Source organism: Pseudomonas sp. P1_F7, from assembly GCF_056405655.1.
This window is the reverse complement of sequence record NZ_JBFUBR010000014.1, coordinates 1-23,605: the sequence shown is the minus strand read 5'-3', so window position 1 is coordinate 23,605 and position 23,605 is coordinate 1. Positions and strand designations below refer to the sequence as shown.

Here is a 23,605-nt window from a genome sequence, read left to right as displayed (position 1 = left end):
TGCCGGGACGATATAGCTCAATTGGAAAATATCGTTCGGCAAAAATACGCGGGCCTTACCCGGGCCTGGGCTCTTCCCCCCCCAAAAAAAACGTATCGACCAGTGTCAGCGACAGGATTGGCAACCCTGTTATTATCCGCGCCAGCGTTCCACGCCTTCTTACCTCAAGCCGATACGAGCGAATTCATGAGCACTGACAAGACCAATCAGTCCTGGGGCGGCCGCTTCAGTGAACCCGTCGACGCCTTCGTCGCCCGCTTCACCGCCTCCGTCACCTTCGACCAGCGCCTGTATCGCCACGACATCATGGGCTCGATCGCCCACGCCACCATGCTGGCCAAGGTCGGCGTGCTGACCGATGCCGAGCGCGACAGCATCATCGATGGCCTGAACACCATCCAGGGCGAAATCGAGGCCGGTCAGTTCGACTGGCGCATCGACCTCGAAGACGTCCACATGAACATCGAGGCACGCCTGACCGACCGCATCGGCGTGACCGGTAAAAAACTGCACACCGGCCGCAGCCGTAACGATCAGGTCGCCACCGACATCCGTCTGTGGCTGCGTGACGAGATCGACCTGATCCTGGCCGAAATCACCCGCCTGCAAAAAGGCCTGCTGGAGCAGGCCGAGCGTGAAGCCGCCAGCATCATGCCGGGGTTCACCCACCTGCAGACCGCACAGCCGGTGACGTTCGGGCACCACATGCTGGCCTGGTTCGAAATGCTCAGCCGCGACTACGAACGCCTGGTCGACTGCCGCAAGCGCACCAACCGCATGCCGCTGGGCAGCGCGGCGCTGGCCGGCACCACCTACCCGATCGATCGCGAATACACAGCCCAACTTCTGGGTTTCGACGCGGTTGGCGGCAATTCGCTGGACAACGTCTCCGATCGTGATTTCGCCATCGAATTCTGCTCGGCGGCCAGTATCGCGATGATGCACCTGTCGCGTTTCTCCGAAGAGCTGGTGCTGTGGACCAGCGCGCAGTTCCAGTTCATCGATCTGCCTGACCGTTTCTGCACCGGCAGCTCGATCATGCCGCAAAAGAAAAACCCGGACGTGCCGGAGCTCGTGCGTGGCAAGACCGGTCGCGTGTTCGGCGCGCTGATGGGCCTGCTGACCCTGATGAAAGGCCAGCCTCTGGCCTACAACAAGGACAACCAGGAAGACAAGGAACCGCTGTTCGACGCCGCCGACACCCTGCGCGACTCGCTGCGGGCCTTTGCCGACATGGTGCCGGCGATCAAGCCCAAGCACGCAATGATGCGCGAAGCGGCCCTGCGCGGTTTCTCCACCGCCACCGACCTGGCTGACTATCTGGTGCGTCGCGGCCTGCCATTCCGTGATTGCCACGAAATCGTCGGCCATGCCGTGAAGTACGGCGTGGACAGCGGCAAGGACCTGGCGGAAATGAGCCTGGAAGAACTGCGCAAGTTCAGCGACCAGATCGATCAGGATGTGTTCGCCGTGCTGACTCTGGAAGGCTCGGTCAATGCCCGCAACCACATCGGCGGCACCGCGCCGGCGCAGGTGAAGGCTGCCGTGGCTCGTGGTCAGGCATTGCTCGCCAGCCGCTAAGTCGCCAAAAGCTTCGCGAGCAGGCTCGCTCCCACGAGGTATGCGTCAGACACAGGTTTTGTGTGTGACGATCAATGTGGGAGCGAGCCTGCTCGCGAATGCGATCTTCAGAGCGCAACAGAATTACTTCTTGGCAGCAATCATCGCCATGAACGCCGGCATCGCGGCCTCCCGGTCCGCCGCCACACGCTGCACATTCGGATTACCCCCCAAAACCTCCAGCAGCGCCTTGGCCTTCGGCATCTCGGCCAACAGATCGATGCCAAACAACTTCTTGGCGACCCCACACGCCAGCGGCACGCTGAACAGGAAATACAGATCCGCCACGCTCAAGCTGTCGCCAGCCACGTAAGGGCTGAATTTGCCGTGCCGGCCCAGCGCCGCCATCCCCAGCAATAATTCGGCTTTGGTTTTTTCCTTGATCGCTTCCGGCAGGGTCATGCCGAAAAAGGCTTCGGGATAGCAGGCCCGCCCCGGCAATTCGATGTACAACTCGATTTCCCTGGCCAGTGCCAGCACCTGCGCGCGCTCGAACGGATCGCTCGGCAGCAGCGGTGTGCCTTTCTGACTTTGCTCGATGTATTCGAGGATCACGCTGGTCTCGTTGATAAAGCCCTGCTCTACCTGCAGGACAGGGACCTTTCCACGCGGGCTGATGGCCAATGCCTCGGGGCTGGTGCCGGCGTAAAACGGTACTTCTTCGAAGGGCAGTCCTTTTTCCAGCAGCGCCAGTTTGACCATGTTGTAGTAGTTACTGACGGAGAATCCATAAAGCTTGATCATCACAAAGCCTCCAGGCCATGCGGGGTGGGCAGTGCCTGTTTATAGAACGCTGCCGGGATTCTTGCCAGCAGCATCACGCCGCTGAATGCGGGTAAACTGGCCGCTTTTCCTGAGGAGCCTGCCATGAGCGAGCCAACCGATATCGACAACGACGAAGAAGAGTTCGCCGAAAGCACCCTGATCCAGGCCATCGAAAACCAGATCGAAAGCGACAACCCGCCAGCGGCCAAGGCGACGTTCAACAAGCTGACGCTGGTGGGTTACGAGCGGGAAGAGATCCTCAACCTGATGGCTCATGTTTTGGCGGTAGAAATCGACGCGATCCTCGAAGAAGACCGCGCGTTCAACACCGAATGGTACGAAGCTGCCCTGCGCGCATTGCCCGAGTTGCCGCCGGAAAAGCAGTAAACCCCGCCCTTTCCCTGTAGGAGCGAGCTCGCTCGCGAAAAAACCAAGAGCGCCGCGGAGCGTCAGGTTTCCAGCGTCATCGTTGGCGACCTTCGCGAGCAATCGAGCGTCGACCGGCTGCTCCTACAGAGAAAAAAACCCTGTCGCGAGTACTGGACATGCCGGACAAGCGGGTTCACCTTAGGGGCGCTGTCGTCCAATTCCTAGAAAGTCTGGAGTCCTTATGTCGCTTACCCCTGAGTTGGTTGCCGAACTGGAAATCCTCGCACTCTTCAACCTGGACAGTTCCCAGGAAGGTTTGAAAATTCATCAGACCGCTGCCCCGAAAGCCATTGCCGCTGCCAAACGCCTCTTTGAAAAAGATTTGATCGACCAGCCTGATGGCGGTTACCTGACCAGCCTGGGTCGTGACGCCGCGCAAAATGTGCAAACCGTGCTGACAATTCTTAACGCCGAAGTAACAGCCTGAATTCTGCTGCATCGCCCACGGAGACCCCGATCCAGGGATTTCCGCGGGCACATTCCCCTGACTTCTGTCTCCAGCCGATAGAAATCTGACGCCAGAAAAACAAAATCAGCTTAAAAGTCTTCGCCTCAAGGCGCTAAACTGCCCCTCATCCGAAGAGCCCCACGTCCGAGCCCTGCGAGCCGGTTTGAGCTGACATGACGCGCAACCATGAAATCCGCCCTGATCTGGACGAGGGAATCGACCGCAAGGTTCTCAGCCAGCTGCGCGCACGCTTTCTGAAACTCAACGAAGGACGCATGGCTCGCGCCATGGAAGGGTTGTCGACCCGCCAGCAAGGGGTCCTGACCTTGCTGCCGCTGTTTTTCCACGTGAATCATCCGCTGTTGCCCGGCTACGTTTCCGGCAGTACGCCGGCCGGGCTGTCGAATTTCGAACCGGATGCCAATGTCCTCGCTGAAGCCCAGCGCCTGACCCGCTCGTTTTCCTACAAGCCGCGCCACGGCAGCAACCCGCCGAGGCCGATTCATGGACTGTTCCTGATGGGCAGCCTCGGTACCCTGGCGCAGGCGGACCAGAGCGACATGGATGTGTGGGTCTGCCATGGGCCGAACCTGACCGAGAACGAGCTCGCCGAACTGCGCAAAAAGTGCCAATTGCTGGAAACCTGGGCCGCCAGCCAGGGTGCCGAGGCGCATTTCTTCCTGATCGACCCGACCCGTTTCGTCCGTGGCGAGCGCGATACCCAGCTGAGTTCGGAGGATTGCGGCACCACCCAGCACTACTTGTTGCTGGACGAGTTTTACCGCACCGCGATCTGGCTGGCCGGGCGCACACCGATCTGGTGGCTGGTGCCGGTCTATGAAGAGTCGAGCTACGACCGCTACACCCATACCTTGATTTCCAAACGCTTTATCCGCGCCGATGAAACCCTTGACCTCGGCAACCTGGCCTTCATCCCGCCCGGTGAATTTATCGGTGCCGGGCTCTGGCAGTTGTTCAAGGGCATCGAGTCGCCCTACAAGTCGGTACTCAAGCTGCTGCTGACAGAGGTTTACGCCAGTGAGCACCCCAGGGTCCATTGCCTGAGCCTGCGCTTCAAGCAAGCGGTGTTCGCCAACCGGCTCGACCTCGACGAACTGGACCCGTACGTCGTGGTGTACCGGCGCATAGAGGAATACCTGGTCGCCCGCAACGAACCGGAACGGCTGGAACTGGTGCGTCGCGCGCTGTACCTGAAGGTCAATCGCAAACTCACCGGCAACAGCCGCACCCAGAGCTGGCAACGCTCTTTGCTCGAGCGCCTGGCCCGCGAATGGCACTGGGACCAGCGCCAACTGGCCCTGCTCGATAGCCGCAGTCAGTGGAAAGTCCGCCAGGTCAGCTCCGAGCGGCGGGCACTGGTCAACGAGCTGAACTACAGCTACCGCTTTCTCACCCAGTTTGCCCGTCACGAACAAACGGTCAGCCGCATCAACAAGCGCGACCTGAGTGTCCTCGGCCGTCGCCTGTACGCCGCTTTCGAGCGCAAGGCCGGCAAAGTCGAATTCATCAACCCCGGCATCGCCCCGGACCTGGCTGAAGACACCCTGACGCTGGTGCACGCCCCGAACAAGAAGGAACCTGGGCAAAGCCAGTGGGGCTTGTACAACGGCAGTCTTACGGCATTGGAGTGGGAGCATTTCGCGCCGATCAAACGCAGCCGTCACTTGCTCGAGCTGCTGACCTGGTGCCACCGCAATGGCGTGATCGACAGCAGTACCCGCCTGGCCTTGCACCCCGGCACCAGCGACTTGAGCGAATTCGAACTGTTCAACCTGCTCGGCAGCCTGCAACAGACCATCGCCCTGCCCTTGCCCACCGTCGCCGAGGAACCTCTGTTGCGCGCCAGCGTGCCGAGTGAAGTGCTGATCCTGGTGAATGTCGGCATCGATCCGCTCAAGCACCATCGCGACCTGAACATCCTCATGACCACCGAACGCACCGACTCCCTGAGCTACGCCGGTGTCCGGGAAAATCTGGTGCTGACCCTGGACCAGGTCACGCTCAATAGCTGGAACGAAGTGCTGGTCGGTCGCTACGACGGCCCCCACGCCCTGCTCGACTGCATCCGCGACTACCTCAACAACCTGCCGGCCGGGCCACAACAGCCGAAGCTGAGGGTGCGTTGCTTCTGCCATAACCGCGCGCAATTCATTGCCCAACGGGTGGAGGAAATCCTCGATACCGCGCAGAACCTGCTGCTGAGCCAGCTCAATCATCGCTACCTTATCCAGGTCCAGCAGGACTACCACGTGCTGGAGTTGGTGCCGGGCCGGGTCCAGCACATCGCGCTGGCCACTCTGCCGGCGCTGATCAATTACCTGGGTGAAGAAATGGCGAGCTACAGCCCGCTTCACCTGGACCCAAAGGCATTGGAAGAGCACGACCTCTCGCTGTTCCTGCCAACGGGCCAGCCGGACTGCATTCAAGTGTTCTACCGGGTTATCGAAGATCAGGCTGATCTGTACGTGCTCGATGAGTTCAATGCCCTGTGGCAGCAACGCCTGCCCTGGCATGACGAGCAAAGCTTGCTGGTGCCGCTGCAGCGTTTCCTGCAATCGATCCAGTACCGCCGCGATGCCCTGTTGCCAATGGAGGCGGCCCACCCCATGAACCTCGACACCCTGTATTGCCAGTTGTTGCCGTCAGGCCCTGGCCGGGCGCGCCGCATCGAAGCCCGGCCGGCACCGCAGACGCCGGTGAACAAGCCGTTCTACGACGTGCAGGCGATCGTCGGCAAAGCCGCACCGGGTCAGGTGCAGGTCACGCTGTATTGCAATCAACGGGAGTTTTCCGAGCTGGAGCATGGCGACCAGCTGTTCAGCGTGGTCGCCCGGGAAATCGTCGGGCGGCGTCGGGAGACCGAACGCTACCGCTGCTACATCACCGACCTCGACCTGTCAGGCCTGCTTGGCGAAGGGCAGAGTTCCACCCATCTGTACCTGCGCTACAAGGCTGACCTGGAGCAGGCATTGAACAAAGCGCTCGATCAGGTCTGAGGGGATGTCACTCCGGGAACGCGCCGCCATTGGCCGGCTGCGATTCGACTTCCAGCAACGTCAGTTTCAGGGTCTTGCCGCCCGGTGCCGGCCAATCGATGTGCTGGCCAACCTTCAGGCCGAGCAACGCGCTGCCCACCGGCGCCAGGATCGAGACCTTGCCTTCGTCGGCATTCGCATCCTTGGGGTACACCAGGGTCAGGTGGTAGTCCTTGCCACTGCCTTCTTCGCGGCAATGCACACGGGAATTCATGGTCACGACATCCGCTGGCACTTCATCGTGCCCGACCAGGGTATCGGCGCGATCCAGTTCGGTTTGCAGCGCAATAACGCCCGGCAGCGTGTCGTCCAGGCTGTCGATCAGACGCTCCAGACGCTGGACGTCCAGACGGGTAAGGGTGATGGAAGGTGCGGTCATGATCTGGGCAGACTCCTTTCTTCTGCACGAAAAAAGCAAAACCCCGCCAGAAAAAGGCGGGGTTTTCACAAGCCTCGGTGGGTTGAGGCGTTTCCGGACACTATCACAGCTCAAAAAATATACAAGCCGCCACGCGGCGGCGTAGGAGCTGCCGTAGGCTGCGATCTTTTGATCTTGTTCTTCGGCAATCTTCAGAGCTGCCAAAAGATCGCAGCCTTCGGCAGCTCCTACAGAGCGCCGGCCTTGCGATTCGCCGCCTGCTCGCAAATCACCCGCCGGCGCTGATCATCGGCCGAACGCCACTCACGAATATCTTCGACATGGCGAAAGCAGCCCAGGCAGACTTTCTGCTCGTCCAGCCGGCACACACCGCTGCAGGGCGACGGCACCGCCGGGCTGACATTGCTGTAGAGCGGCTTGGGCGCACGGACAGGCGCAGGCTGGGTCACGATCTCACAGGCCTTCGAAATCGAGCTCGACACCAGCCTGCTGCTGGACGATACGTTCAAGCATTTCACCCAACTGCTCTTCGCTCTTGTCGCACATCCAGCGCTCGCTTTCTTCGTCGTAGTCGAAGTGGAAACCGCCGGACACCGCTGCCAGCCACAGCTGACGCAGCGGCTCCTGGCGACTGAAGATCAACTGGCTGCCGTTCTCGAACTTGACGGTCAGCACACCGGCCGAGCTTTCGAGGTCGATATCCAGGTCGCTCTCGTCAAAGATGTCCTCCAGGGTTTGCTGGGTGGCATCGACAAGGTCATGGAAACGCGCTTCGGACAAACTCATTACGGCAACCTCAAAAAGTGTCTGATCAGGCTCAAGCGCCGCAAGATACGACCGAGCCCCGTCGATTGCAAAGAATAACGACCTGTGGGATTGCGTGATACCGGCCGGCCACGGGCCAAGCCCCGCCGGACGGGCGGTCCGTTGCATAGGCAAGCTGCCGGGTGGCCGGTATACTCCGGCGCAATTAATGCATTTTCAAGGATTTCGCCATGAAGCGCCTGATCTCTTCCCTTGCTGCGCTCGTCGCGGTCGCCTGCCTTGTGTCGGCCTGCGGTCAAAAAGGCCCGCTGTACCTGCCTGACGAGAACCAGGACCCTGCCGAGCAGGCCAAGTCGTCGCAGCAGCAGCCTGCCTCCAAAGCACACAAGCACGACGTCTACCAATAATAAGGGAACCTCATGGACGCTTTTAACTACCGTGACGGTGAACTGTTCGCGGAAGGTGTTGCCCTGTCTGCCATCGCCGAGCGCTTTGGTACACCGACCTACGTTTACTCGCGCGCACACATCGAAGCCCAATACCTGGCTTTCGCCGATGCACTGGCCGGCATGCCGCACCTGGTGTGCTTTGCTGTAAAGGCCAACTCCAACCTGGGCGTACTGAATGTCCTGGCGCGTCTGGGCGCCGGTTTCGACATCGTCTCCCGTGGCGAACTGGAACGTGTACTGGCCGCTGGCGGCAGCGCCGACAAGATCGTGTTCTCCGGCGTCGGCAAGACCCGTGACGACATGCGTCGCGCCCTGGAAGTCGGCGTGCACTGCTTCAACGTCGAATCCACCGACGAGCTGGAACGCCTGCAGGTGGTCGCCGCTGAACTGGGCGTTCGCGCGCCGATTTCGCTGCGCGTGAACCCGGACGTCGATGCCGGCACCCACCCGTACATTTCCACCGGTCTCAAAGAGAACAAGTTCGGCATCGCCATCGCCGACGCCGAAGACGTGTACGTGCGTGCCGCGCAGCTGCCGAACCTGGAAGTGGTCGGCGTCGATTGCCACATCGGCTCGCAACTGACCACCCTGCCGCCGTTCATCGACGCTCTCGACCGCCTGCTGGGCCTGGTCGATCGCCTCGGCGATTGCGGCATCTACCTGCGCCACATCGATCTCGGTGGTGGCCTGGGCGTGCGATACAAGGACGAGGAGCCGCCACTGGCTGCCGACTACATCAAGGCCGTACGCGAGCGTCTCGACGGTCGTGACCTGGCGCTGGTGTTCGAACCGGGCCGCTTCATCGTCGCCAACGCCGGTGTATTGCTGACCCAGGTCGAATACCTCAAGCACACCGAGCACAAAGACTTCGCCATCGTCGACGCCGCCATGAACGACCTGATCCGCCCGGCGCTGTATCAGGCCTGGATGGACGTCACGGCCGTGCGACCGCGCACCTCCGCTGCCCGCGCCTACGACATCGTCGGTCCGATTTGCGAGACCGGCGACTTCCTGGCCAAGGATCGTCAGCTGGCGCTGGAAGAAGGCGACCTGCTGGCCGTGCACTCGGCGGGTGCCTACGGGTTCGTCATGAGTTCCAACTACAACACCCGCGGCCGTACCGCAGAAGTGTTGGTGGACGGTGATCAGGCATTTGAAGTGCGTCGCCGTGAAACGGTAGCCGAGTTGTTTGCTGGCGAAAGCCTGCTGCCGGAGTAAAACCATGCTGCTGCGTTTTACCAAAATGCACGGCCTGGGCAATGACTTCATGGTCCTCGACCTGGTCAGCCAGCACGCGCACATTCTGCCCAAGCACGCCAAGCAATGGGGCGACCGGCACACCGGCATCGGTTTCGATCAGTTGCTGATCGTCGAGGCACCAAGCAATCCGGACGTGGACTTCCGCTATCGGATCTTCAACTCCGACGGTTCCGAAGTGGAACAGTGCGGCAACGGTGCGCGCTGCTTCGCCCGTTTCGTGCTCGACAAGCGCCTGACCGCAAAGCGGCTGATTCGCGTCGAGACCAAAAGCGGCGTCATCGAGCTCGACGTGCGTAACGACGGCCAGATCAGCGTCAACATGGGCGCCCCGCGCCTGGTACCGGCGGATATTCCGTTCCAGGCGCCGGAGCAGGCCACGAGTTATCAGGTCGACGTCGACGGCACCCCGGTCGATCTGGCTGCCGTGTCCATGGGCAACCCCCATGCGGTGCTGCGGGTCAGCGATATCAACAACGCGCCGGTGCATGAGCTGGGGTCGAAAATCGAACATCACCCGCGCTTCCCCGCACGGGTCAATGTCGGTTTTCTCCAGGTCATCGACCGGAGCCGCGCGCAGTTGCGCGTCTGGGAGCGTGGAGCCGGGGAAACCCAGGCTTGCGGAACCGGCGCCTGTGCCGCCGCAGTGGCCGCGATCAGCCAGGGGTGGATGGATTCGCCGCTATTGATCGACCTGCCTGGCGGGCGCTTGTCCATCGAATGGGCAGGCCCTGGCCAACCGGTGATGATGACCGGCCCGGCAGTGCGCGTATATGAAGGACAAGTGCGTCTTTGAGTGAGCGAAATCCATGACCGACAAGCCTCAGGTACCCGCACGACAAGCTGACGAATCACCGTCCGAAAGTCTGGAGGCGGCGGCTGTTGCCGCGTACCTGGAGGCTCATCCGGACTTCTTCGTCGAGCACGAAGAACTGCTCCCGTCCCTGCGTATTCCCCATCGGCGCGGCGATACCGTGTCGCTGGTGGAGCGTCAGATGACGATCCTGCGCGACCGCAACATTGAACTGCGTCATCGCCTGTCGCATTTGATGGACGTGGCCCGGGACAACGACCGACTGTTCGAAAAGACCCGTCGCCTGATCCTCGCGTTGATGGATGCTGCCAGCCTGGAAGACGTGGTGATGTGTGTCGAAGACAGCCTGCGCCAGGAATTCCAGGTGCCCTTCGTCAGCCTCATCCTGCTCGGCGACAACGCCATGCCGGTGGGCCGTTGGGTCACTCACGCCGAAGCTCAAGTGGCCATCGGCGGTTTGCTTTCGGAAGACAAAAGCGTCAGCGGCAGCCTACGCGAGCATGAACTGGACTTCCTGTTCGGCGAAGAACAGCGCAAGCAGATCGGCTCCACCGCGGTCGTCGCCATCAGCCACCAGGGCATCCACGGCATCCTGGCCATCGCCAGCCGTGATCCGCAGCACTACAAAAGCTCGGTGGGCACCTTGTTCCTGAGCTACATCGCTGAAGTCATGGGTCGCGTGCTGCCACGGGTCAACAACTCCCTGCGCTCGGTACGCTGAACATGGAACGACAACTGGACGCTTACTGCGAACACCTGCGCAGTGAGCGGCAGGTGTCACCGCACACGCTGTCGGCCTACCGCCGCGACCTCGATAAAGTGCTGGGCTGGTGCGTCAAACAGAACATCGGCAGTTGGACAGCGCTGGACATTCAGCGCCTGCGCAGCCTGATTGCCCGCCTGCATGCCCAAGGCCAATCGTCCCGCAGCCTGGCGCGATTGCTGTCGGCCGTTCGCGGGCTCTATCACTACCTGAACCGCGAAGGCCTGTGCGACCACGACCCGGCCAATGGCCTCGCGCCGCCGAAAGGCGAACGCCGCCTGCCGAAAACCCTCGACACCGACCGCGCCCTGCAACTGCTGGAAGGTGGTGTGGAGGATGACTTTCTCGCTCGCCGGGATCAGGCGATTCTCGAGTTGTTCTATTCCTCCGGCTTGCGGCTGTCGGAGCTGACGGGGCTCAATCTCGATCAGCTCGACCTGGCTGACGGCATGGTCCAGGTACTCGGTAAAGGCAGCAAGACCCGTCTGCTGCCGGTAGGAAAAAAGGCCCGCGAAGCGCTGGAGCAGTGGCTGCCATTGAGAGCCATGGCCAACCCGGCGGACGATGCGGTGTTTGTCAGCCAGCAAGGCCGCCGCCTCGGCCCCCGGGCGATCCAGGTGCGGGTCAAGGCTGCCGGCGAGCGCGAACTGGGGCAGAACCTGCACCCGCACATGCTGCGGCACTCCTTCGCCAGCCATTTGCTGGAATCCTCCCAGGACCTGCGCGCAGTGCAGGAACTGCTCGGGCACTCGGACATCAAGACCACGCAAATCTACACCCACCTGGACTTCCAGCATCTGGCAGCGGTCTACGACAGCGCCCACCCACGGGCCAAACGCATGAAAGGCGACGATTCATGAGCATTCAGTTGATCACCTTCGACCTCGACGACACCCTGTGGGACACCGCACCCGTCATCGTCAGCGCCGAAGCCGTTTTGCGTGAATGGCTGACCGAGCACGCGCCCAACCTGGGGGCGGTGCCGGTGGAGCATTTGTGGACCATTCGTGAGCGCGTATTGAGCAACGAGCCTAGCCTCAAGCACCGCATCAGCGCATTGCGTCGGCGCGTGCTGTTCCATGCACTGGAAGAGTCTGGCTACACCCATGCAGAAGCCTCGGATCTGGCGGACAAGAGTTTTGAAGTGTTTCTGCACGCTCGCCATCAGATCGATGTGTTTCCGGAGGTCGAACCGACCCTGGAAATCCTCGCCAACCACTACGCCCTCGGCGTGGTAACCAATGGCAACGCCGATGTGCGCCGGCTGGGGCTGGCGGACTACTTCAAGTTTGCGCTGTGCGCCGAAGACATCGGCATCGCCAAACCCGATGCGCGATTGTTTCATGAGGCGTTGCAACGGGGTGGTGCAACCGCTGAAACCGCGGTGCACATCGGCGATCATCCGGGTGATGACATTGCCGGGGCGCAGCAGGCGGGATTGCGTGCAATCTGGTTCAATCCGGCGGGCAAGGCATGGGAAGCGGACCGATTGCCGGATGCGGAGATTCGCAGCCTGACCGAGTTGCCGGCGTTGCTGGCGCGGTGGAGCAAAACTTCGGCCTGACACAAAACCTGTGGGATCACCACAACCTCTAAATTTTTTTTCAGGCATGAAAAAGCCCGCAGCGACGGCGGGCTTTTTCAGCAAGCGGGTAGCAGGCTCAGATAGGCCGGCTGCCGTACTTGTTGTCAGGCTTCTTGGGCGGATCGGCGACCACATTGGCCTCCACTTCCTGCACCTTGCCACCCTTGGCCAAAAACTCCTCCATGGCCCGCGCGAGAGCATCGCGTTCCTTGTTCTTGGCTTCGACACTCGGCAGCTCATCGACCGATACCGCTGCCTTGGCCTTGCCTTTGGCGGTCGGAACCGGCGCATCACCGCCGTCGTCTTCAGCGACGTCTTCCGCCGCTGCTTCCAGACCTTCTTCGGTTTCGTCGTCGCCTACTTCGAGGTCGTCGTTTTCCAGATCATCGTCGCTCATGTTCTACCTCATGACTTGCGAAAAGCAGATTAGTTATAGCCCAGCTTTGCCCTCTGTCGAAGGCTGCCGGAAAAAAATCAACAGCCGCTGCTGACCAGCGGTTATGCCTCTTCACCGTGCACGGTGGCGAGGACTTTACGGGCACCGCCATGATCACGGTGCTCGCCCAGGTAAACGCCTTGCCATGTCCCCAACGCCAGCCGGCCTGCCGAAATCGGCAAACTGAGCTGACAGCCAAGCACGCTGGCCTTGAAGTGCGCCGGGAGGTCGTCCAGGCCTTCGTCGTTATGCTCATAGCCGTCTGTTCCTTGTGGGATCAGACGATTGAAAAATCGTTCGAAGTCGCGACGTACCGCCGGATCGGCGTTCTCGTTGATGGTCAACGACGCCGAGGTATGCTGCAGCCACAAATGCAACAGACCGACCCGACACGCCTTGAGTTCAGGCAGGCCGGCGAGTAACTCGTCCGTTACCAGATGAAAGCCCCTGGGCCTCGCCCGCAAGGTAATCAGAGTCTGTTGCCACATACAGTTCTCCGCACGTTCGGGGCGCATTCTAGCGCGCTCTGGGAAAAAACAAAGGCCCTAATATTCCTTGAATCCTGTAAGCCTTCGACCGCACAAAAACACCCGGCGCAAACATCGCAAAACCTGTAGGAAAAAACCTTTCAGCTCACCCTTTCAATGATAAATTTCAGACAAAAAAATGCCCGGCAAGCCGGGCAAGTTTTTATGTGCGTACTTACAAGTTGTAGCCGCGTTCGTTGTGAAGCGCCAGATCGATGCCGACTGCTTCTTCTTCTTCGTTGATGCGCAGGCCCATGACCGCATCCAGCACCTTGAGGATGATGTACGTGGCGATCGCGGTGTAGATCACCGTGAAGCCCACGCCTTTGCACTGAATCCACACTTGTGCGGCGATGTCGGTCACGGTGCCAAAGCCACCCAGGGACGGCGCGGCAAACACACCAGTCAGGATTGCACCGAGGATACCGCCAATACCGTGTACGCCGAAGGCGTCCAGGGAGTCATCATAACCGAGCTTGCGCTTCAGGGTGGTCGCGCAGAAGAAGCACACTACGCCAGCCGCCAGACCGATTACCAGCGCGCCCATCGGGCCAACGGTGCCAGCAGCCGGGGTGATTGCCACCAGACCGGCAACCACGCCCGAAGCGATGCCCAGTGCACTAGGCTTGCCGTGGGTGATCCACTCGGCAAACATCCAGCCCAGCGCAGCAGCGGCGGTAGCGATTTGAGTTACCAGCATCGCCATACCGGCGGTGCCGTTGGCCGCAGCGGCGGAACCGGCGTTGAAACCGAACCAGCCGACCCACAGCATGGCCGCGCCCATCAAGGTGTAACCGAGGTTGTGCGGCGCCATCGGCGTGGTCGGGAAGCCTTTGCGCTTGCCCAGCACCAGGCAGGCAATCAGACCGGCCACACCGGCGTTGATGTGCACCACGGTGCCACCGGCGAAGTCCAGAACGCCCCAGTCCCACAACAGGCCGCCGTTACCGGACCAGACCATGTGCGCAATCGGCGCATATACCAGGGTGAACCACACGCCCATGAAGACCAGCATCGCGGAGAACTTCATCCGCTCGGCGAAGGCGCCGACAATCAACGCCGGGGTGATGATTGCGAAAGTCATCTGGAAGGTGACGAACACCGCCTCAGGAAACAGCGCCGCAGGCCCGGTCAGGCTGGCTGGCGTGATGCCGGCGAGGAATGCCTTGCCCATGCCGCCGAAGAACGAGTTGAAGTTGACGACGCCCTGCTCCATGCCCGTGGTGTCGAACGCGATGCTGTAGCCATAAATGACCCACAGGACACTGATCAGACCGGTAATGGCGAAGCACTGCATCATCACGGAAAGAATGTTTTTCGACCGAACCATGCCGCCGTAGAACAGAGCGAGGCCGGGAATGGTCATGAACAGCACCAAGGCTGTAGAGGTCAACATCCAGGCGGTGTCGCCGGAGTTGAGGACTGGGGCCGCCACTTCGTCTGCCGCCAAGGCAAGGCCGGGCATTACGATGGACAACAGGGCTCCTAGCCCTGCGAATTTACGCAGAGTCATATTGTTTTCTCCTGGGGCGTTGGGTTTGTGGCGGCTTAGATAGCGTCGGTATCGGTTTCGCCGGTACGGATGCGAATCGCCTGTTCCAGATTGACCACGAAGATCTTGCCGTCACCGATCTTGCCGGTGTTGGCAGCCTTGGTGATGGCCTCGATTACCCGGTCCAGATCCTTGTCGTCGATGGCGACGTCGATCTTCACCTTGGGCAGGAAATCGACCACGTATTCCGCGCCGCGATACAGCTCGGTGTGACCCTTCTGCCGACCAAAGCCTTTGACTTCAGTGACGGTAATGCCCTGCACGCCGATCTCGGACAGCGACTCGCGTACGTCGTCCAGCTTGAACGGCTTGATGATGGCAGTGACTAGCTTCATGAAAACTCTCTCCCGAATTGGTGGACTTGCCCCAGGAAAACAAACCCGTCTCAAGTCTAAGCGCAGTGCCTGGCTTTGTAACGCATCGTCGGCCCTGACCTGCCCGTCCGACGCTCCTCACGAAACACTCCCCCGCTTCGCTTGGCGCACTGCGTTCGTCACAGTGACTGCATCAGTGCATGGGTCATCAGGGTCTAAGCAGAAAGCTTGCCATCTCCACAAAAACTACTGTTTTCAAGCCTTTACCCGCAGATGACTGCTACTTCGCAACAACACCCGACGCGATACGCACAACAACGGTGCGACACCGCCCGTCCCCATGCGCGAAAAGCGTGCATCCCTTGCCCGCGCAAATGACTATAGACACTGCGTGATACACTGCCCGGCATTGTTTCCAGGACATTGCCCATGCTCGCGCCAAAAGATTTCCTCGACGCCCTCACCGGCACCGCCTCCCGCCTCTTCAGCGGCAACACGCCTCTGCCGAAAGCTGAAATCGAAAGCCAGTTCAAAATGCTGCTGCAGAGCGGCTTCAGCAAACTGGATCTGGTGAGCCGGGAAGAATTCGATAGCCAGATGGTCGTGCTGGCACGCACGCGGGCTCGGCTGGAGAGCCTTGAGGCGAAGGTGGCGGAGCTGGAAGCGAAGCTGAATCCGCCGACTGAATAAATTCTGATGTGAAATGCAGTCCCCCTGTGGGAGCGAGCCTGCTCGCGATTGAAGGTCGGCACGACCTTGCACTTCACCTGTAGGAGCTGCCGCAGGCTGCGATCTTTTGATCGCAAGCCCCGCAACAATCCCGGCAACGTCCTACAAACATCACACCGCCGTCCGATTGCGCCGCAGATCTCCGGTTCCTAAGCTCACCCTCAGCTGAATGTTCAGCACTGGGTTTGGCGACCCGGAAGCTAAAGGAGCATGACGACCATCGACGCAAGTCATGGCGGTTGTGCGTGGGAGATCTCCGGGTCTGCCGGGTTCCTTTTGCTCCGGTTCGCCAACCCGCGTACAACTGCCACCCAATTGTTTGGCGACAATTGCCGGCAGCCCTTAAGCAAAAGGAGCTGTATCAATGAATCGAGATGATGCTTACCTGATTCCGCAAGTCTTCACCCGCCACAAACTCCACCTCCACGCCCTCCTGATACAAAACCAACCCTGGTTCAGCGCCCGCGACCTAGGGCGACTGCTACGCATCTACCTCAACGACCGCCAAGTCCGAAAACTCGACCCCGACCAATACCAAACAGCCAAAACCCTCATCCACGGACATATCGAAAACACCCTGCTGGTCAGCGAATCCGGCGTCTACGCATTACTGGTCTACCACTACTGCCCCGAGTACCGAGCTCTGCGTGAATGGCTCACCCACGAAGTTGTTCCCGCCCTGCGAGATGCCCAATACCCCACCACAACCGAACGCCCGCAACTGAGCCTGCTCAACTGGCCGGAAATGTCGTTGAGCCTGCTGCACTGGAACAACCAGCCGTGGATTCGGTTGCAGGATGTGCCGCAGATGATGACAGAGCAGGAGCAGGCAAGACGCCCGGTAAAACCGTGGTGGAAGCGGGCTTCACTCGTCTTGCAGTCGCTTTGAATATTTAACGTTCAACCACGCTCGATCTGGGCTGAGCGCAACTCGTAGGTCGATTGCAGATTCAGCCAGAACTCGGGCGTGGTGTTCAGGTTGATGGATAGCTTTTGCGCCAGACCAACACTGACACCGCTCCGCTGATTCACAACATCGCTTATTTCCGCCTCCGGGTCGTTCAACGAGCGAGCCAGAGCATCGGTTGTAACGCCCAGTGGCTTCAAAAACTCCTCGCTGAGAATTTCGCCAGGATGAATCGGGCGCATCCCATTCCTGTTCATTCACGCCTCCTAAGGCTGCATTCAGCGAGATCATAAGCAGCAACCTTCATCCGGCAAGACCATCCACGCTCTTTCACCGACGTCCTTCATCTTTCTCGGCAGGGTCCTACAAAAAGCGGCGCTCCGGCCTGATTTATCAGTCCTCACCCTTTTCTTTACGCTTTTCGCCTTGTTACTCGATAGACGCCAGCAATGAGAAGAAAAGGAAAAGGCACCGAACTTCGAAACCAGACTTACAAATCAGATGCACGAAAGCTCGCATATAAAATGTTCGTCAAGGACTGTAAATCTCGGGCCAGGAAACTCAACACCGAGGCGGTTAGGTTCGACCCAATAACTCCAGCTGCGATTACTGCCTGCCTCCCGTGGTTGGAAGCTGCACTCTTCCCATGGGAAAGCGTGTCGAACTGGAAGTGCAAAGATGCCAAGGGACTGGATTTGGCCATCTGGTACGAACAGAAACTATGTGGTCTGTGTTATGCCACTCCGCGTAAAAGCGCTATTTGCATAAAGATCATTCTTTTGCAGGGTCACCCAGACAGGTCTCATCCTCTTCGTGGCTTGATCGCTCCGATGGCACTGCTGGCTACAGATACCTATGCACGAATGCTGGGGTGCAAAGAAATAGAGATTCAGGATCCTGGCCCAAATGTCGTCCCCTACTACCAGAACCTCGGATTCAGCTTCGACCAGAACAATCGACTTGTCATTTACCTGGACGATTAATAGTATCGATCTCACTCCAAGGCACAGGAGGTGTCCATGATTCAAAGAAAGCGAAAAGCCAAGCTTTTACTCATTATTCAATATCATGCTGAAGCACTTCGGCTAGGCGGCAAGATTTCAGCCAATCAACAACGATTTCTTGATGTCGCTGCGGCTCACGGCAAAGACCTTGAACCTCCGGGCTTACTTGCCGGTAAAAGAGTCTGAAACTGTTTACCAAAGAACCGCTTGAATGGCGGTTTTTTGCTGCCCGCCCGTCCGGCGATAGCTCGCAACATCCTGCGAAAATTCACCTTCCCTGACACCACGCGAAATGCTCATCTCCTGACTACCCTTGAAAAACCGCAGGAAGCGGCTCCCCGTAATTTCAAGGAACGACCATGTCCCTCTCCATCGTCCACAGCCGCGCCCAGGTGGGCGTGGAAGCGCCTGCCGTTACCGTAGAAGTTCATCTGGCCAACGGCTTGCCGTCGTTGACGATGGTCGGTCTACCTGAAGCCGCAGTGAAGGAAAGCAAGGACCGGGTGCGCAGCGCGATCATCAATTCGGGGCTGCAATTTCCGGCGCGACGGATCACGTTGAATCTGGCGCCCGCGGATTTGCCCAAGGATGGCGGGCGGTTCGATCTGGCGATTGCCTTGGGGATTCTCTCGGCCAGCGTGCAGGTGCCGACGCTGACACTGGATGACGTGGAGTGCCTGGGGGAGCTGGCGCTTTCCGGTGCAGTGCGGCCCGTCCGTGGGGTGCTGCCGGCGGCATTGGCGGCGCGCAAGGCCGGGCGCTGGTTGATGGTGCCGCAGGCGAATGCCGAAGAGGCTTGTCTGGCATCGGGGTTGAAGGTCATCGCAGTGGACCATCTGCTGCAGGCGGTGGCGCATTTCAATGGGCACACACCCATCGAACCTTACGTTTCCAACGGGTTGCTCTACGCCAGCAAACCCTATCCTGATTTGAATGAAGTTCAGGGGCAAATGGCGGCCAAACGCGCGCTGCTGATTGCGGCAGCGGGTGCGCATAACCTGCTGTTCAGCGGGCCACCGGGTACAGGCAAGACGCTATTGGCGAGCCGATTGCCAGGGCTGCTGCCACCCCTCGCCGAGAGCGAAGCACTGGAAGTCGCAGCGATTCAATCCGTCGCCAGTTGTGTGCCACTGAGCCATTGGCCACAGCGCCCCTTCCGACAACCACACCATTCCGCCTCAGGACCGGCACTGGTGGGCGGTGGCTCGAAACCACAACCGGGCGAAATCACCCTCGCTCACCATGGCGTGCTGTTCCTCGATGAACTCCCGGAATTTGATCGCAAGGTATTGGAGGTGTTGAGAGAGCCACTGGAATCCGGCCACATCGTGATTTCCCGCGCCAAGGACCGCGTACGCTTCCCGGCGCGCTTTCAACTGGTCGCCGCGATGAATCCCTGCCCCTGTGGATATCTTGGCGAACCGAGTGGCCGTTGTTCCTGTACGCCGGACATGGTTCAGCGCTATCGCAACAAACTGTCGGGGCCACTGCTGGATCGTATTGATCTGCACCTGACGGTTGCTCGCGAAGCCACGGCATTGAGTCCTGCGTTAAAACCCGGCGACGACACTGCCACCGCCGCCGAGTTGGTTGCCGATGCACGAGAACGGCAACAAAAGCGCCAAGGCTGTGCCAATGCCTTTCTCGACTTGCCGGGCCTGCGCAGACACTGCAAGTTATCCACAACAGACGAAACCTGGCTGGAGACCGCGTGTGAACGACTGACCTTGTCACTGCGAGCGGCCCATCGACTGCTCAAAGTAGCGCGCACTCTTGCGGACCTTGAACAAGTCGATGAGATCAGACGCGAGCACTTGGCCGAAGCGCTGCAATATCGGCCAACAAGCCAGTAGCTCAAATTTGTAAGTGTTTTTCGACCAATAAGCGGTTTTCGGAAAGAGGGCGAAAATCAACCCTTGGTAAGGTCAACCAACGGCGTCTGCCGCACCTCAGTCTCCCGCCCACCTTGAATCTCGCTCACCTGCTTCAGCGCCTTATCCACAGCTGTCTTATCCGCCAGCAAGCCGTAGCTGATGCGGAACTGCTTCTGCTCCTTCGGCCCAATCATTGGCACCAGGTTCAGTGGCCGCTGATACCGGCGGTTATAGGAAAAACTCGTGCCTGGCTCCAGCCCCGTGACATAGCCCTGCCCTTGGGTATCGGTGTTTTTCCACAGGGAGAACACGGGCAGTGTTTGAGTGTTGAAACCGACCGAGACGCCCAGGCTGCCGGCCTTGTTATGCAGGACGGTCAATGTATCGCCCTTGGCATCGGCGTACGGCACTACGTTGTAAACCGTTTCGTCGTAGTCCTTGGTCGGTCCGCGATAGGTTTGCCAGTCCGGCAAATCGCTTTTGGCTTTATCGTTGAACGGCGACACCTGTTTCACCGGCGCGGCGAAGCGGGCGCCCTGCTCCAGGAATGGGGTGCTGAAGTTGCTGTGATACAGCGCCTGGTATTCCTTCGGATAGTCGCCGTTGTTGGTCAGGGTGTCGTTGAGGGCGAACGCTACGCTGCCGGGCTCGGTGACCAGTTCGGTCGCGACCGAGAAGTCGACTTTCTTGAAAGCCTGCTCTTTCAGCTCGCCGCGCAGGCTGATGGCGTACGGCGGTTTTTCATCGATGTGCAGGGTGACTTTGTTGGCCGGGATATTGGCAGCGCGACCGTGCAGGGTCAGCAGCTCGCCGTTGTCGATGCCGGGATGGCCGACCCATTCGTAGCCGCAGCGGGTGACCAGTTCATTGAAGCCTTCCAGCCAGCCCAGGCCACCACGGCCGTTGAGCTCGATGAAGGACGGATTGACCACTTCCTTGACTGGCGAATCCCAACCCATGCGCACGTTACCGACCGAGGCCTGCAGGACGTTCATGCCGCGAGTTGGAACTACCGAAAGTTTCATCGTGCCGTTATCGATGTCGACGATGCTGACGCCTTCCTGCCGACCGCCGTGCAAGGTGCGCAGGGTCACGCTGAAAGGTTTGTCGATTTTTACGCCGAGTTGCTGGCTGGTGATTTGCCAGTTCTGGGCGGCTTTGTCGGTGTCGAGCAGGACGTAATCCCAGGCTAGGGCTTGGGAGGCAGCGGACAGTGCGCTGAGGGCAACGAAGAGTTTGAGTGGGGTCATGGCAATGGCCTTTCTTGGAGTTGTGCCATTTTTATAGACATGAAGAAACGTTTCAGCAAGCTTAAAAATCAAGAAAACGTCGAAAATGTAAGAGATAGTCAACAGTCGATTCAGCCTAGGCGCTCGACATCCGGTAATTCCATGGCCCGGACTTCGCCTTGCAGGAAATCGCTGAGTCGGCGCAAACGTTCACCTCCCGGGCGGGTTTTCGGCCAGACCAGGTAATAATTCTCACCACTGGCAACGGCTGTCGGCCACGGCAAACTCAGACGTCCCTGCGCGACATCCTCCGCCACCATCAGCAAATCACCCATGGACACGCCGTAGCCGCGGGCGGCAGCGATCATGCCCAATTCCAGCGTATCGAACACCTGCCCGCCCTTGAGCGAGACCTGATCGCTCAGGCCCATGCGCTCCAGCCAGTTGCGCCAGTCACGGCGGTCCGGCGTCGGGTGCAACAACTCGGTACTGGCCAGGCGCGCAACGTCCCACGGTTGATCCTTCAGCAGATTCGGCGCGCCCACCGGAATCAGCTCTTCGGGGAACAGCAAAGTCGTCTCCCAGTCCGGTGGAAAATGCCCGTTGCTGAGAATGACAGCGCAGTCGAAGGGTTCGTGGTTGAAGTCCACCGTGTCGATGTCCATCCAGGCGCTGGTCAATTGCACCTCGTTTCCCGGTCGCAGATGGCGGAAGCGGCTGAGCCGCGCCAACAACCAGCGCATGGTCAGGGTCGACGGGGCCTTCATGCGCAGGATGTCGTCTTCGGCGCGCAGGGTATTACAGGCACGTTCAAGGGCGGTGAAGCCTTCGCGAATGCCCGGCAACAGCAAACGGGCCGACTCGGTCAGTTGCAGGTTGCGGCCACTGCGATGAAACAAGCGGCAGGCAAAATGCTCTTCGAGCGTACGAATATGCCGGCTGACCGCACTTTGGGTAATCGACAGCTCTTCGGCCGCACGGGTAAACGAGCTGTGCCGCGCCGCCGCTTCGAATGCGCGCAGGGCATACAAGGGAGGAAGACGACGGGACATTGGGAAAGCTCCTACTGCGGGGTTCGCCCACCCTAGCAGAAACTCTCCAGCATGAGTTTGAATCATGCCATCCATCCTATTTATCCCTTTGTGCAAACCGCGCAGAGCGCCGAGAATTGGTGCTTTCCTGTTCCCTTTGATAATCGAGCGTGATGACCATGCAGCATCCAGCACGTACTGAACTCTGGGCCATCCTGCGGCTGGCGGGGCCGCTGATTGCCTCGCAGTTGGCGCACATGCTGATGGTCCTCACCGACACCCTGATGATGGCGCGCCTGAGTCCCGAGGCGCTGGCCGGTGGTGGGCTCGGCGCAGCGACCTATTCGTTCGTGTCGATTTTCTGCATCGGCGTGATCGCGGCGGTCGGCACTCTGGTAGCGATCCGTCAAGGTGCCGGCGATATTGTCGGAGCTACCCGGCTGACCCAGGCCGGGTTGTGGCTGGCATGGCTGATGGCGCTGGCCGCCGGTTTGCTGCTGTGGAACCTCAAACCGGTGCTGCTGCTGTTCGGCCAGACCGAAACCAACGTCAACGCAGCCGGGCAGTTTTTGATCTTCCTGCCGTTCGCCCTGCCCGGCTACCTGAGCTTCATGGCCCTGCGCGGCTTCACCAGCGCCATCGGCCGTGCGACGCCGGTGATGGTCATCAGCCTCGGCGGTACGGTCGCCAACTTCTTGCTCAACTATGCGCTGATTACCGGGATGTTCGGCCTGCCGAAACTGGGGCTGACGGGCATCGGGCTGGTCACGGCGATTGTCGCCAACCTCATGGCACTTGCGCTGGCGTGGCACATTCGTCGGCATCCGGCTTATGAGGCCTATCCGTTGCGTCAAGGCCTGTCGCGGCTGAACCGCCAGTACCTGAAGGAGCTGTGGCGCCTGGGCCTGCCGATTGGCGGCACCTACGCAGTGGAAGTCGGGCTGTTTGCCTTCGCCGCGCTGTGCATGGGCACCATGGGCAGCACGCAACTGGGCGCGCACCAGATCGCCCTGCAAATCGTCTCGGTGGCGTTCATGGTCCCGGCGGGTATTTCTTATGCGATCACCATGCGTATCGGCCAGCACTACGGTGCCGGGCAACTGCTGGATGCGCGGCTGGCCGGACGGGTCGGCATTGCGTTCGGGGCGGCGGCGATGCTGTGTTTCGCCATGGTCTTCTGGCTATTGTCAAACCAGTTGGTCGGCCTGTTTCTCGACCACAACGACCCGGCGTTTCGCGATGTCATCAACCTTGCCGTGAGCCTGTTAGCGGTGGCGGCATGGTTCGAGCTGTTCGACGGCGTGCAAACCATTGCCATGGGCTGTATTCGCGGACTCAAGGATGCCAAGACCACTTTCCTCGTCGGCCTGGGTTGCTATTGGCTGATTGGCGCACCGGCGGCGTGGTGGATGGCGTTCCACCTGGACTGGGGGCCAACGGGTGTCTGGTGGGGTCTCGCGCTGGGGCTGGCGTGTGCGGCGGTGAGCCTGACGCTGGGGTTTGAGTGGAAGATGAAGCGGATGATTCGGCGCGAGCCGGTGTCACAGAACGGTTTCACAGTCGCTCAGCCAGACTGAGCCCCCCATGTGGGAGCGAGCTTGCTCGCGATGAGGCCAGGTCAGTCAACCTCCATGTCGACTGATACACCGCCATCGCGAGCAAGCTCGCTGCT

The 23,605-nt window shown here is 60.0% G+C and carries 27 protein-coding genes; 16 read left to right on the top strand and 11 right to left on the bottom strand.

The window, feature by feature from the left end:
• Positions 1 to 186 precede the first annotated feature (186 nt).
• Complete coding sequence (gene argH / locus AC1D1M_RS21065) at positions 187 to 1,581, top strand: argininosuccinate lyase (RefSeq protein WP_008001478.1); 1,395 nt, start codon at positions 187 to 189, stop codon at positions 1,579 to 1,581.
• A 123-nt stretch (positions 1,582 to 1,704) separates the two neighbouring features.
• On the opposite strand, the gene AC1D1M_RS21060 is transcribed toward argH, so the two are convergent.
• The gene (locus AC1D1M_RS21060) at positions 1,705 to 2,364 is read right to left on the bottom strand and encodes a glutathione S-transferase family protein (protein ID WP_477777092.1); all 660 of its coding nucleotides are present in this window, start codon (positions 2,362 to 2,364) and stop codon (positions 1,705 to 1,707) included.
• Positions 2,365 to 2,487: 123 nt separating this feature from the next.
• On the opposite strand from AC1D1M_RS21060, the gene AC1D1M_RS21055 reads away from it, so the two are divergent.
• From AC1D1M_RS21055 to AC1D1M_RS21045, 3 genes are all read left to right on the top strand, one after another.
• Positions 2,488 to 2,772, top strand: a complete 285-nt coding sequence (locus tag AC1D1M_RS21055) for a hypothetical protein (RefSeq protein WP_046039010.1) — start codon at positions 2,488 to 2,490, stop codon at positions 2,770 to 2,772.
• A gap of 223 nt (positions 2,773 to 2,995) precedes the next feature.
• A complete protein-coding gene (locus AC1D1M_RS21050; RefSeq protein ID WP_477777091.1) occupies positions 2,996 to 3,241 on the top strand; it encodes a TIGR02647 family protein in 246 nt (81 codons plus the stop codon).
• A gap of 194 nt (positions 3,242 to 3,435) precedes the next feature.
• On the top strand, positions 3,436 to 6,279 hold the full coding sequence (locus tag AC1D1M_RS21045; RefSeq protein ID WP_477777090.1) for a class I adenylate cyclase: 2,844 nt from the start codon (positions 3,436 to 3,438) through the stop codon (positions 6,277 to 6,279).
• Between the two features lie 7 nt (positions 6,280 to 6,286).
• On the opposite strand, the gene rnk is transcribed toward AC1D1M_RS21045, so the two are convergent.
• The 3 genes from rnk to cyaY all read right to left on the bottom strand — a co-directional run bounded on the left by rnk (position 6,287) and on the right by cyaY (position 7,483).
• On the bottom strand, positions 6,287 to 6,697 hold the full coding sequence (gene rnk / locus AC1D1M_RS21040) for a nucleoside diphosphate kinase regulator (RefSeq protein WP_008050852.1): 411 nt from the start codon (positions 6,695 to 6,697) through the stop codon (positions 6,287 to 6,289).
• 227 nt (positions 6,698 to 6,924) lie between these two features.
• A complete protein-coding gene (locus AC1D1M_RS21035; protein ID WP_477777089.1) occupies positions 6,925 to 7,146 on the bottom strand; it encodes a DUF1289 domain-containing protein in 222 nt (73 codons plus the stop codon).
• 4 nt (positions 7,147 to 7,150) lie between these two features.
• Positions 7,151 to 7,483, bottom strand: coding sequence for an iron donor protein CyaY (gene cyaY / locus AC1D1M_RS21030; protein WP_008050853.1), 333 nt, complete (start codon positions 7,481 to 7,483; stop codon positions 7,151 to 7,153).
• A gap of 209 nt (positions 7,484 to 7,692) precedes the next feature.
• On the opposite strand from cyaY, the gene lptM reads away from it, so the two are divergent.
• The 6 genes from lptM to AC1D1M_RS21000 are packed head-to-tail and all read left to right on the top strand — an operon-like array spanning position 7,693 to position 12,309.
• On the top strand, positions 7,693 to 7,869 hold the full coding sequence (lptM, locus tag AC1D1M_RS21025; RefSeq protein WP_477777088.1) for an LPS translocon maturation chaperone LptM: 177 nt from the start codon (positions 7,693 to 7,695) through the stop codon (positions 7,867 to 7,869).
• Positions 7,870 to 7,881: 12 nt separating this feature from the next.
• The gene (gene lysA, locus AC1D1M_RS21020; protein ID WP_150724920.1) at positions 7,882 to 9,129 is read left to right on the top strand and encodes a diaminopimelate decarboxylase; all 1,248 of its coding nucleotides are present in this window, start codon (positions 7,882 to 7,884) and stop codon (positions 9,127 to 9,129) included.
• A 4-nt stretch (positions 9,130 to 9,133) separates the two neighbouring features.
• Positions 9,134 to 9,964, top strand: a complete 831-nt coding sequence (gene dapF / locus AC1D1M_RS21015; protein WP_477777087.1) for a diaminopimelate epimerase — start codon at positions 9,134 to 9,136, stop codon at positions 9,962 to 9,964.
• 13 nt (positions 9,965 to 9,977) lie between these two features.
• The gene (locus AC1D1M_RS21010; protein WP_015097340.1) at positions 9,978 to 10,703 is read left to right on the top strand and encodes a DUF484 family protein; all 726 of its coding nucleotides are present in this window, start codon (positions 9,978 to 9,980) and stop codon (positions 10,701 to 10,703) included.
• A gap of 2 nt (positions 10,704 to 10,705) precedes the next feature.
• Positions 10,706 to 11,605 (top strand): tyrosine recombinase XerC, encoded by a 900-nt coding sequence (xerC, locus tag AC1D1M_RS21005; protein WP_223544711.1) that lies wholly within the window; start codon positions 10,706 to 10,708, stop codon positions 11,603 to 11,605.
• Positions 11,602 to 12,309 (top strand): HAD family hydrolase, encoded by a 708-nt coding sequence (locus tag AC1D1M_RS21000; RefSeq protein WP_477777086.1) that lies wholly within the window; start codon positions 11,602 to 11,604, stop codon positions 12,307 to 12,309. Before xerC ends, AC1D1M_RS21000 begins: the two co-directional genes overlap by 4 nt.
• Before the next feature lie 97 nt (positions 12,310 to 12,406).
• Here the strand turns inward: AC1D1M_RS21000 and sutA are convergent, their stop codons facing one another.
• The 4 genes from sutA to glnK all read right to left on the bottom strand — a co-directional run bounded on the left by sutA (position 12,407) and on the right by glnK (position 15,180).
• Complete coding sequence (gene sutA, locus AC1D1M_RS20995) at positions 12,407 to 12,727, bottom strand: transcriptional regulator SutA (protein WP_108217207.1); 321 nt, start codon at positions 12,725 to 12,727, stop codon at positions 12,407 to 12,409.
• Positions 12,728 to 12,828: 101 nt separating this feature from the next.
• Positions 12,829 to 13,254, bottom strand: coding sequence for a secondary thiamine-phosphate synthase enzyme YjbQ (locus AC1D1M_RS20990; RefSeq protein WP_008015517.1), 426 nt, complete (start codon positions 13,252 to 13,254; stop codon positions 12,829 to 12,831).
• 214 nt (positions 13,255 to 13,468) lie between these two features.
• Positions 13,469 to 14,806: an ammonium transporter gene (locus AC1D1M_RS20985; protein WP_477777085.1), complete on the bottom strand. Its 1,338-nt coding sequence runs from the start codon at positions 14,804 to 14,806 to the stop codon at positions 13,469 to 13,471.
• 35 nt (positions 14,807 to 14,841) lie between these two features.
• Entirely contained in the window at positions 14,842 to 15,180 is a 339-nt protein-coding gene (gene glnK / locus AC1D1M_RS20980; protein WP_002555808.1) for a P-II family nitrogen regulator, read from the bottom strand.
• 408 nt (positions 15,181 to 15,588) lie between these two features.
• Here glnK and AC1D1M_RS20975 point away from each other — a divergent pair, with 408 nt between their 5' ends.
• Positions 15,589 to 15,849, top strand: coding sequence for an accessory factor UbiK family protein (locus AC1D1M_RS20975; protein WP_477777084.1), 261 nt, complete (start codon positions 15,589 to 15,591; stop codon positions 15,847 to 15,849).
• A gap of 403 nt (positions 15,850 to 16,252) precedes the next feature.
• On the top strand, positions 16,253 to 16,777 hold the full coding sequence (locus AC1D1M_RS20970) for a BRO-N domain-containing protein (RefSeq protein ID WP_056726350.1): 525 nt from the start codon (positions 16,253 to 16,255) through the stop codon (positions 16,775 to 16,777).
• An 11-nt stretch (positions 16,778 to 16,788) separates the two neighbouring features.
• Here the strand turns inward: AC1D1M_RS20970 and AC1D1M_RS20965 are convergent, their stop codons facing one another.
• A complete protein-coding gene (locus tag AC1D1M_RS20965) occupies positions 16,789 to 17,052 on the bottom strand; it encodes a HigA family addiction module antitoxin (protein ID WP_056726349.1) in 264 nt (87 codons plus the stop codon).
• Between the two features lie 192 nt (positions 17,053 to 17,244).
• Here AC1D1M_RS20965 and AC1D1M_RS20960 point away from each other — a divergent pair, with 192 nt between their 5' ends.
• From AC1D1M_RS20960 to AC1D1M_RS20950, 3 genes are all read left to right on the top strand, one after another.
• On the top strand, positions 17,245 to 17,778 hold the full coding sequence (locus AC1D1M_RS20960) for a hypothetical protein (protein ID WP_056726348.1): 534 nt from the start codon (positions 17,245 to 17,247) through the stop codon (positions 17,776 to 17,778).
• 36 nt (positions 17,779 to 17,814) lie between these two features.
• Positions 17,815 to 17,985 (top strand): hypothetical protein, encoded by a 171-nt coding sequence (locus tag AC1D1M_RS20955; protein ID WP_177336484.1) that lies wholly within the window; start codon positions 17,815 to 17,817, stop codon positions 17,983 to 17,985.
• A gap of 173 nt (positions 17,986 to 18,158) precedes the next feature.
• Entirely contained in the window at positions 18,159 to 19,652 is a 1,494-nt protein-coding gene (locus tag AC1D1M_RS20950; protein ID WP_477777083.1) for a YifB family Mg chelatase-like AAA ATPase, read from the top strand.
• A gap of 56 nt (positions 19,653 to 19,708) precedes the next feature.
• On the opposite strand, the gene AC1D1M_RS20945 is transcribed toward AC1D1M_RS20950, so the two are convergent.
• Both AC1D1M_RS20945 and AC1D1M_RS20940 read right to left on the bottom strand, forming a co-directional pair.
• Positions 19,709 to 20,923 carry an aldose 1-epimerase family protein gene (locus AC1D1M_RS20945; protein ID WP_477777082.1) on the bottom strand — a complete coding sequence of 405 codons (1,215 nt, stop codon included), beginning with the start codon at positions 20,921 to 20,923 and terminating at the stop codon, positions 19,709 to 19,711.
• Between the two features lie 110 nt (positions 20,924 to 21,033).
• Entirely contained in the window at positions 21,034 to 21,954 is a 921-nt protein-coding gene (locus AC1D1M_RS20940) for a LysR substrate-binding domain-containing protein (RefSeq protein ID WP_477777081.1), read from the bottom strand.
• 158 nt (positions 21,955 to 22,112) lie between these two features.
• Between AC1D1M_RS20940 and AC1D1M_RS20935 the strand changes: the two genes are divergently transcribed.
• Positions 22,113 to 23,510, top strand: a complete 1,398-nt coding sequence (locus AC1D1M_RS20935) for a NorM family multidrug efflux MATE transporter (protein ID WP_477777080.1) — start codon at positions 22,113 to 22,115, stop codon at positions 23,508 to 23,510.
• Positions 23,511 to 23,605 lie beyond the last annotated feature (95 nt).

Bases quoted from the DNA above. Each gene is read 5' to 3' on its own strand.
- AC1D1M_RS20960 (WP_056726348.1), top strand. From the start codon at position 17,245: ATGAGAAGAAAAGGAAAAGGCACCGAACTTCGAAACCAGACTTACAAA.
- AC1D1M_RS21000 (WP_477777086.1), top strand. From the start codon at position 11,602: ATGAGCATTCAGTTGATCACCTTCGACCTCGACGACACCCTGTGGGAC.
- glnK (WP_002555808.1), bottom strand. From the start codon at position 15,180: ATGAAGCTAGTCACTGCCATCATCAAGCCGTTCAAGCTGGACGACGTA.
- rnk (WP_008050852.1), bottom strand. From the start codon at position 6,697: ATGACCGCACCTTCCATCACCCTTACCCGTCTGGACGTCCAGCGTCTG.
- AC1D1M_RS20990 (WP_008015517.1), bottom strand. From the start codon at position 13,254: ATGTGGCAACAGACTCTGATTACCTTGCGGGCGAGGCCCAGGGGCTTT.
- AC1D1M_RS20985 (WP_477777085.1), bottom strand. From the start codon at position 14,806: ATGACTCTGCGTAAATTCGCAGGGCTAGGAGCCCTGTTGTCCATCGTA.
- AC1D1M_RS21055 (WP_046039010.1), top strand. From the start codon at position 2,488: ATGAGCGAGCCAACCGATATCGACAACGACGAAGAAGAGTTCGCCGAA.
- argH (WP_008001478.1), top strand. From the start codon at position 187: ATGAGCACTGACAAGACCAATCAGTCCTGGGGCGGCCGCTTCAGTGAA.
- dapF (WP_477777087.1), top strand. From the start codon at position 9,134: ATGCTGCTGCGTTTTACCAAAATGCACGGCCTGGGCAATGACTTCATG.
- AC1D1M_RS20945 (WP_477777082.1), bottom strand. From the start codon at position 20,923: ATGACCCCACTCAAACTCTTCGTTGCCCTCAGCGCACTGTCCGCTGCC.
- AC1D1M_RS20935 (WP_477777080.1), top strand. From the start codon at position 22,113: ATGCAGCATCCAGCACGTACTGAACTCTGGGCCATCCTGCGGCTGGCG.
- AC1D1M_RS21050 (WP_477777091.1), top strand. From the start codon at position 2,996: ATGTCGCTTACCCCTGAGTTGGTTGCCGAACTGGAAATCCTCGCACTC.
- AC1D1M_RS21045 (WP_477777090.1), top strand. From the start codon at position 3,436: ATGACGCGCAACCATGAAATCCGCCCTGATCTGGACGAGGGAATCGAC.
- lysA (WP_150724920.1), top strand. From the start codon at position 7,882: ATGGACGCTTTTAACTACCGTGACGGTGAACTGTTCGCGGAAGGTGTT.
- AC1D1M_RS20950 (WP_477777083.1), top strand. From the start codon at position 18,159: ATGTCCCTCTCCATCGTCCACAGCCGCGCCCAGGTGGGCGTGGAAGCG.
- AC1D1M_RS21060 (WP_477777092.1), bottom strand. From the start codon at position 2,364: ATGATCAAGCTTTATGGATTCTCCGTCAGTAACTACTACAACATGGTC.
- lptM (WP_477777088.1), top strand. From the start codon at position 7,693: ATGAAGCGCCTGATCTCTTCCCTTGCTGCGCTCGTCGCGGTCGCCTGC.
- AC1D1M_RS20975 (WP_477777084.1), top strand. From the start codon at position 15,589: ATGCTCGCGCCAAAAGATTTCCTCGACGCCCTCACCGGCACCGCCTCC.
- AC1D1M_RS20955 (WP_177336484.1), top strand. From the start codon at position 17,815: ATGATTCAAAGAAAGCGAAAAGCCAAGCTTTTACTCATTATTCAATAT.
- cyaY (WP_008050853.1), bottom strand. From the start codon at position 7,483: ATGAGTTTGTCCGAAGCGCGTTTCCATGACCTTGTCGATGCCACCCAG.
- AC1D1M_RS21010 (WP_015097340.1), top strand. From the start codon at position 9,978: ATGACCGACAAGCCTCAGGTACCCGCACGACAAGCTGACGAATCACCG.
- AC1D1M_RS20970 (WP_056726350.1), top strand. From the start codon at position 16,253: ATGAATCGAGATGATGCTTACCTGATTCCGCAAGTCTTCACCCGCCAC.
- AC1D1M_RS20940 (WP_477777081.1), bottom strand. From the start codon at position 21,954: ATGTCCCGTCGTCTTCCTCCCTTGTATGCCCTGCGCGCATTCGAAGCG.
- AC1D1M_RS20965 (WP_056726349.1), bottom strand. From the start codon at position 17,052: ATGAACAGGAATGGGATGCGCCCGATTCATCCTGGCGAAATTCTCAGC.
- sutA (WP_108217207.1), bottom strand. From the start codon at position 12,727: ATGAGCGACGATGATCTGGAAAACGACGACCTCGAAGTAGGCGACGAC.
- xerC (WP_223544711.1), top strand. From the start codon at position 10,706: ATGGAACGACAACTGGACGCTTACTGCGAACACCTGCGCAGTGAGCGG.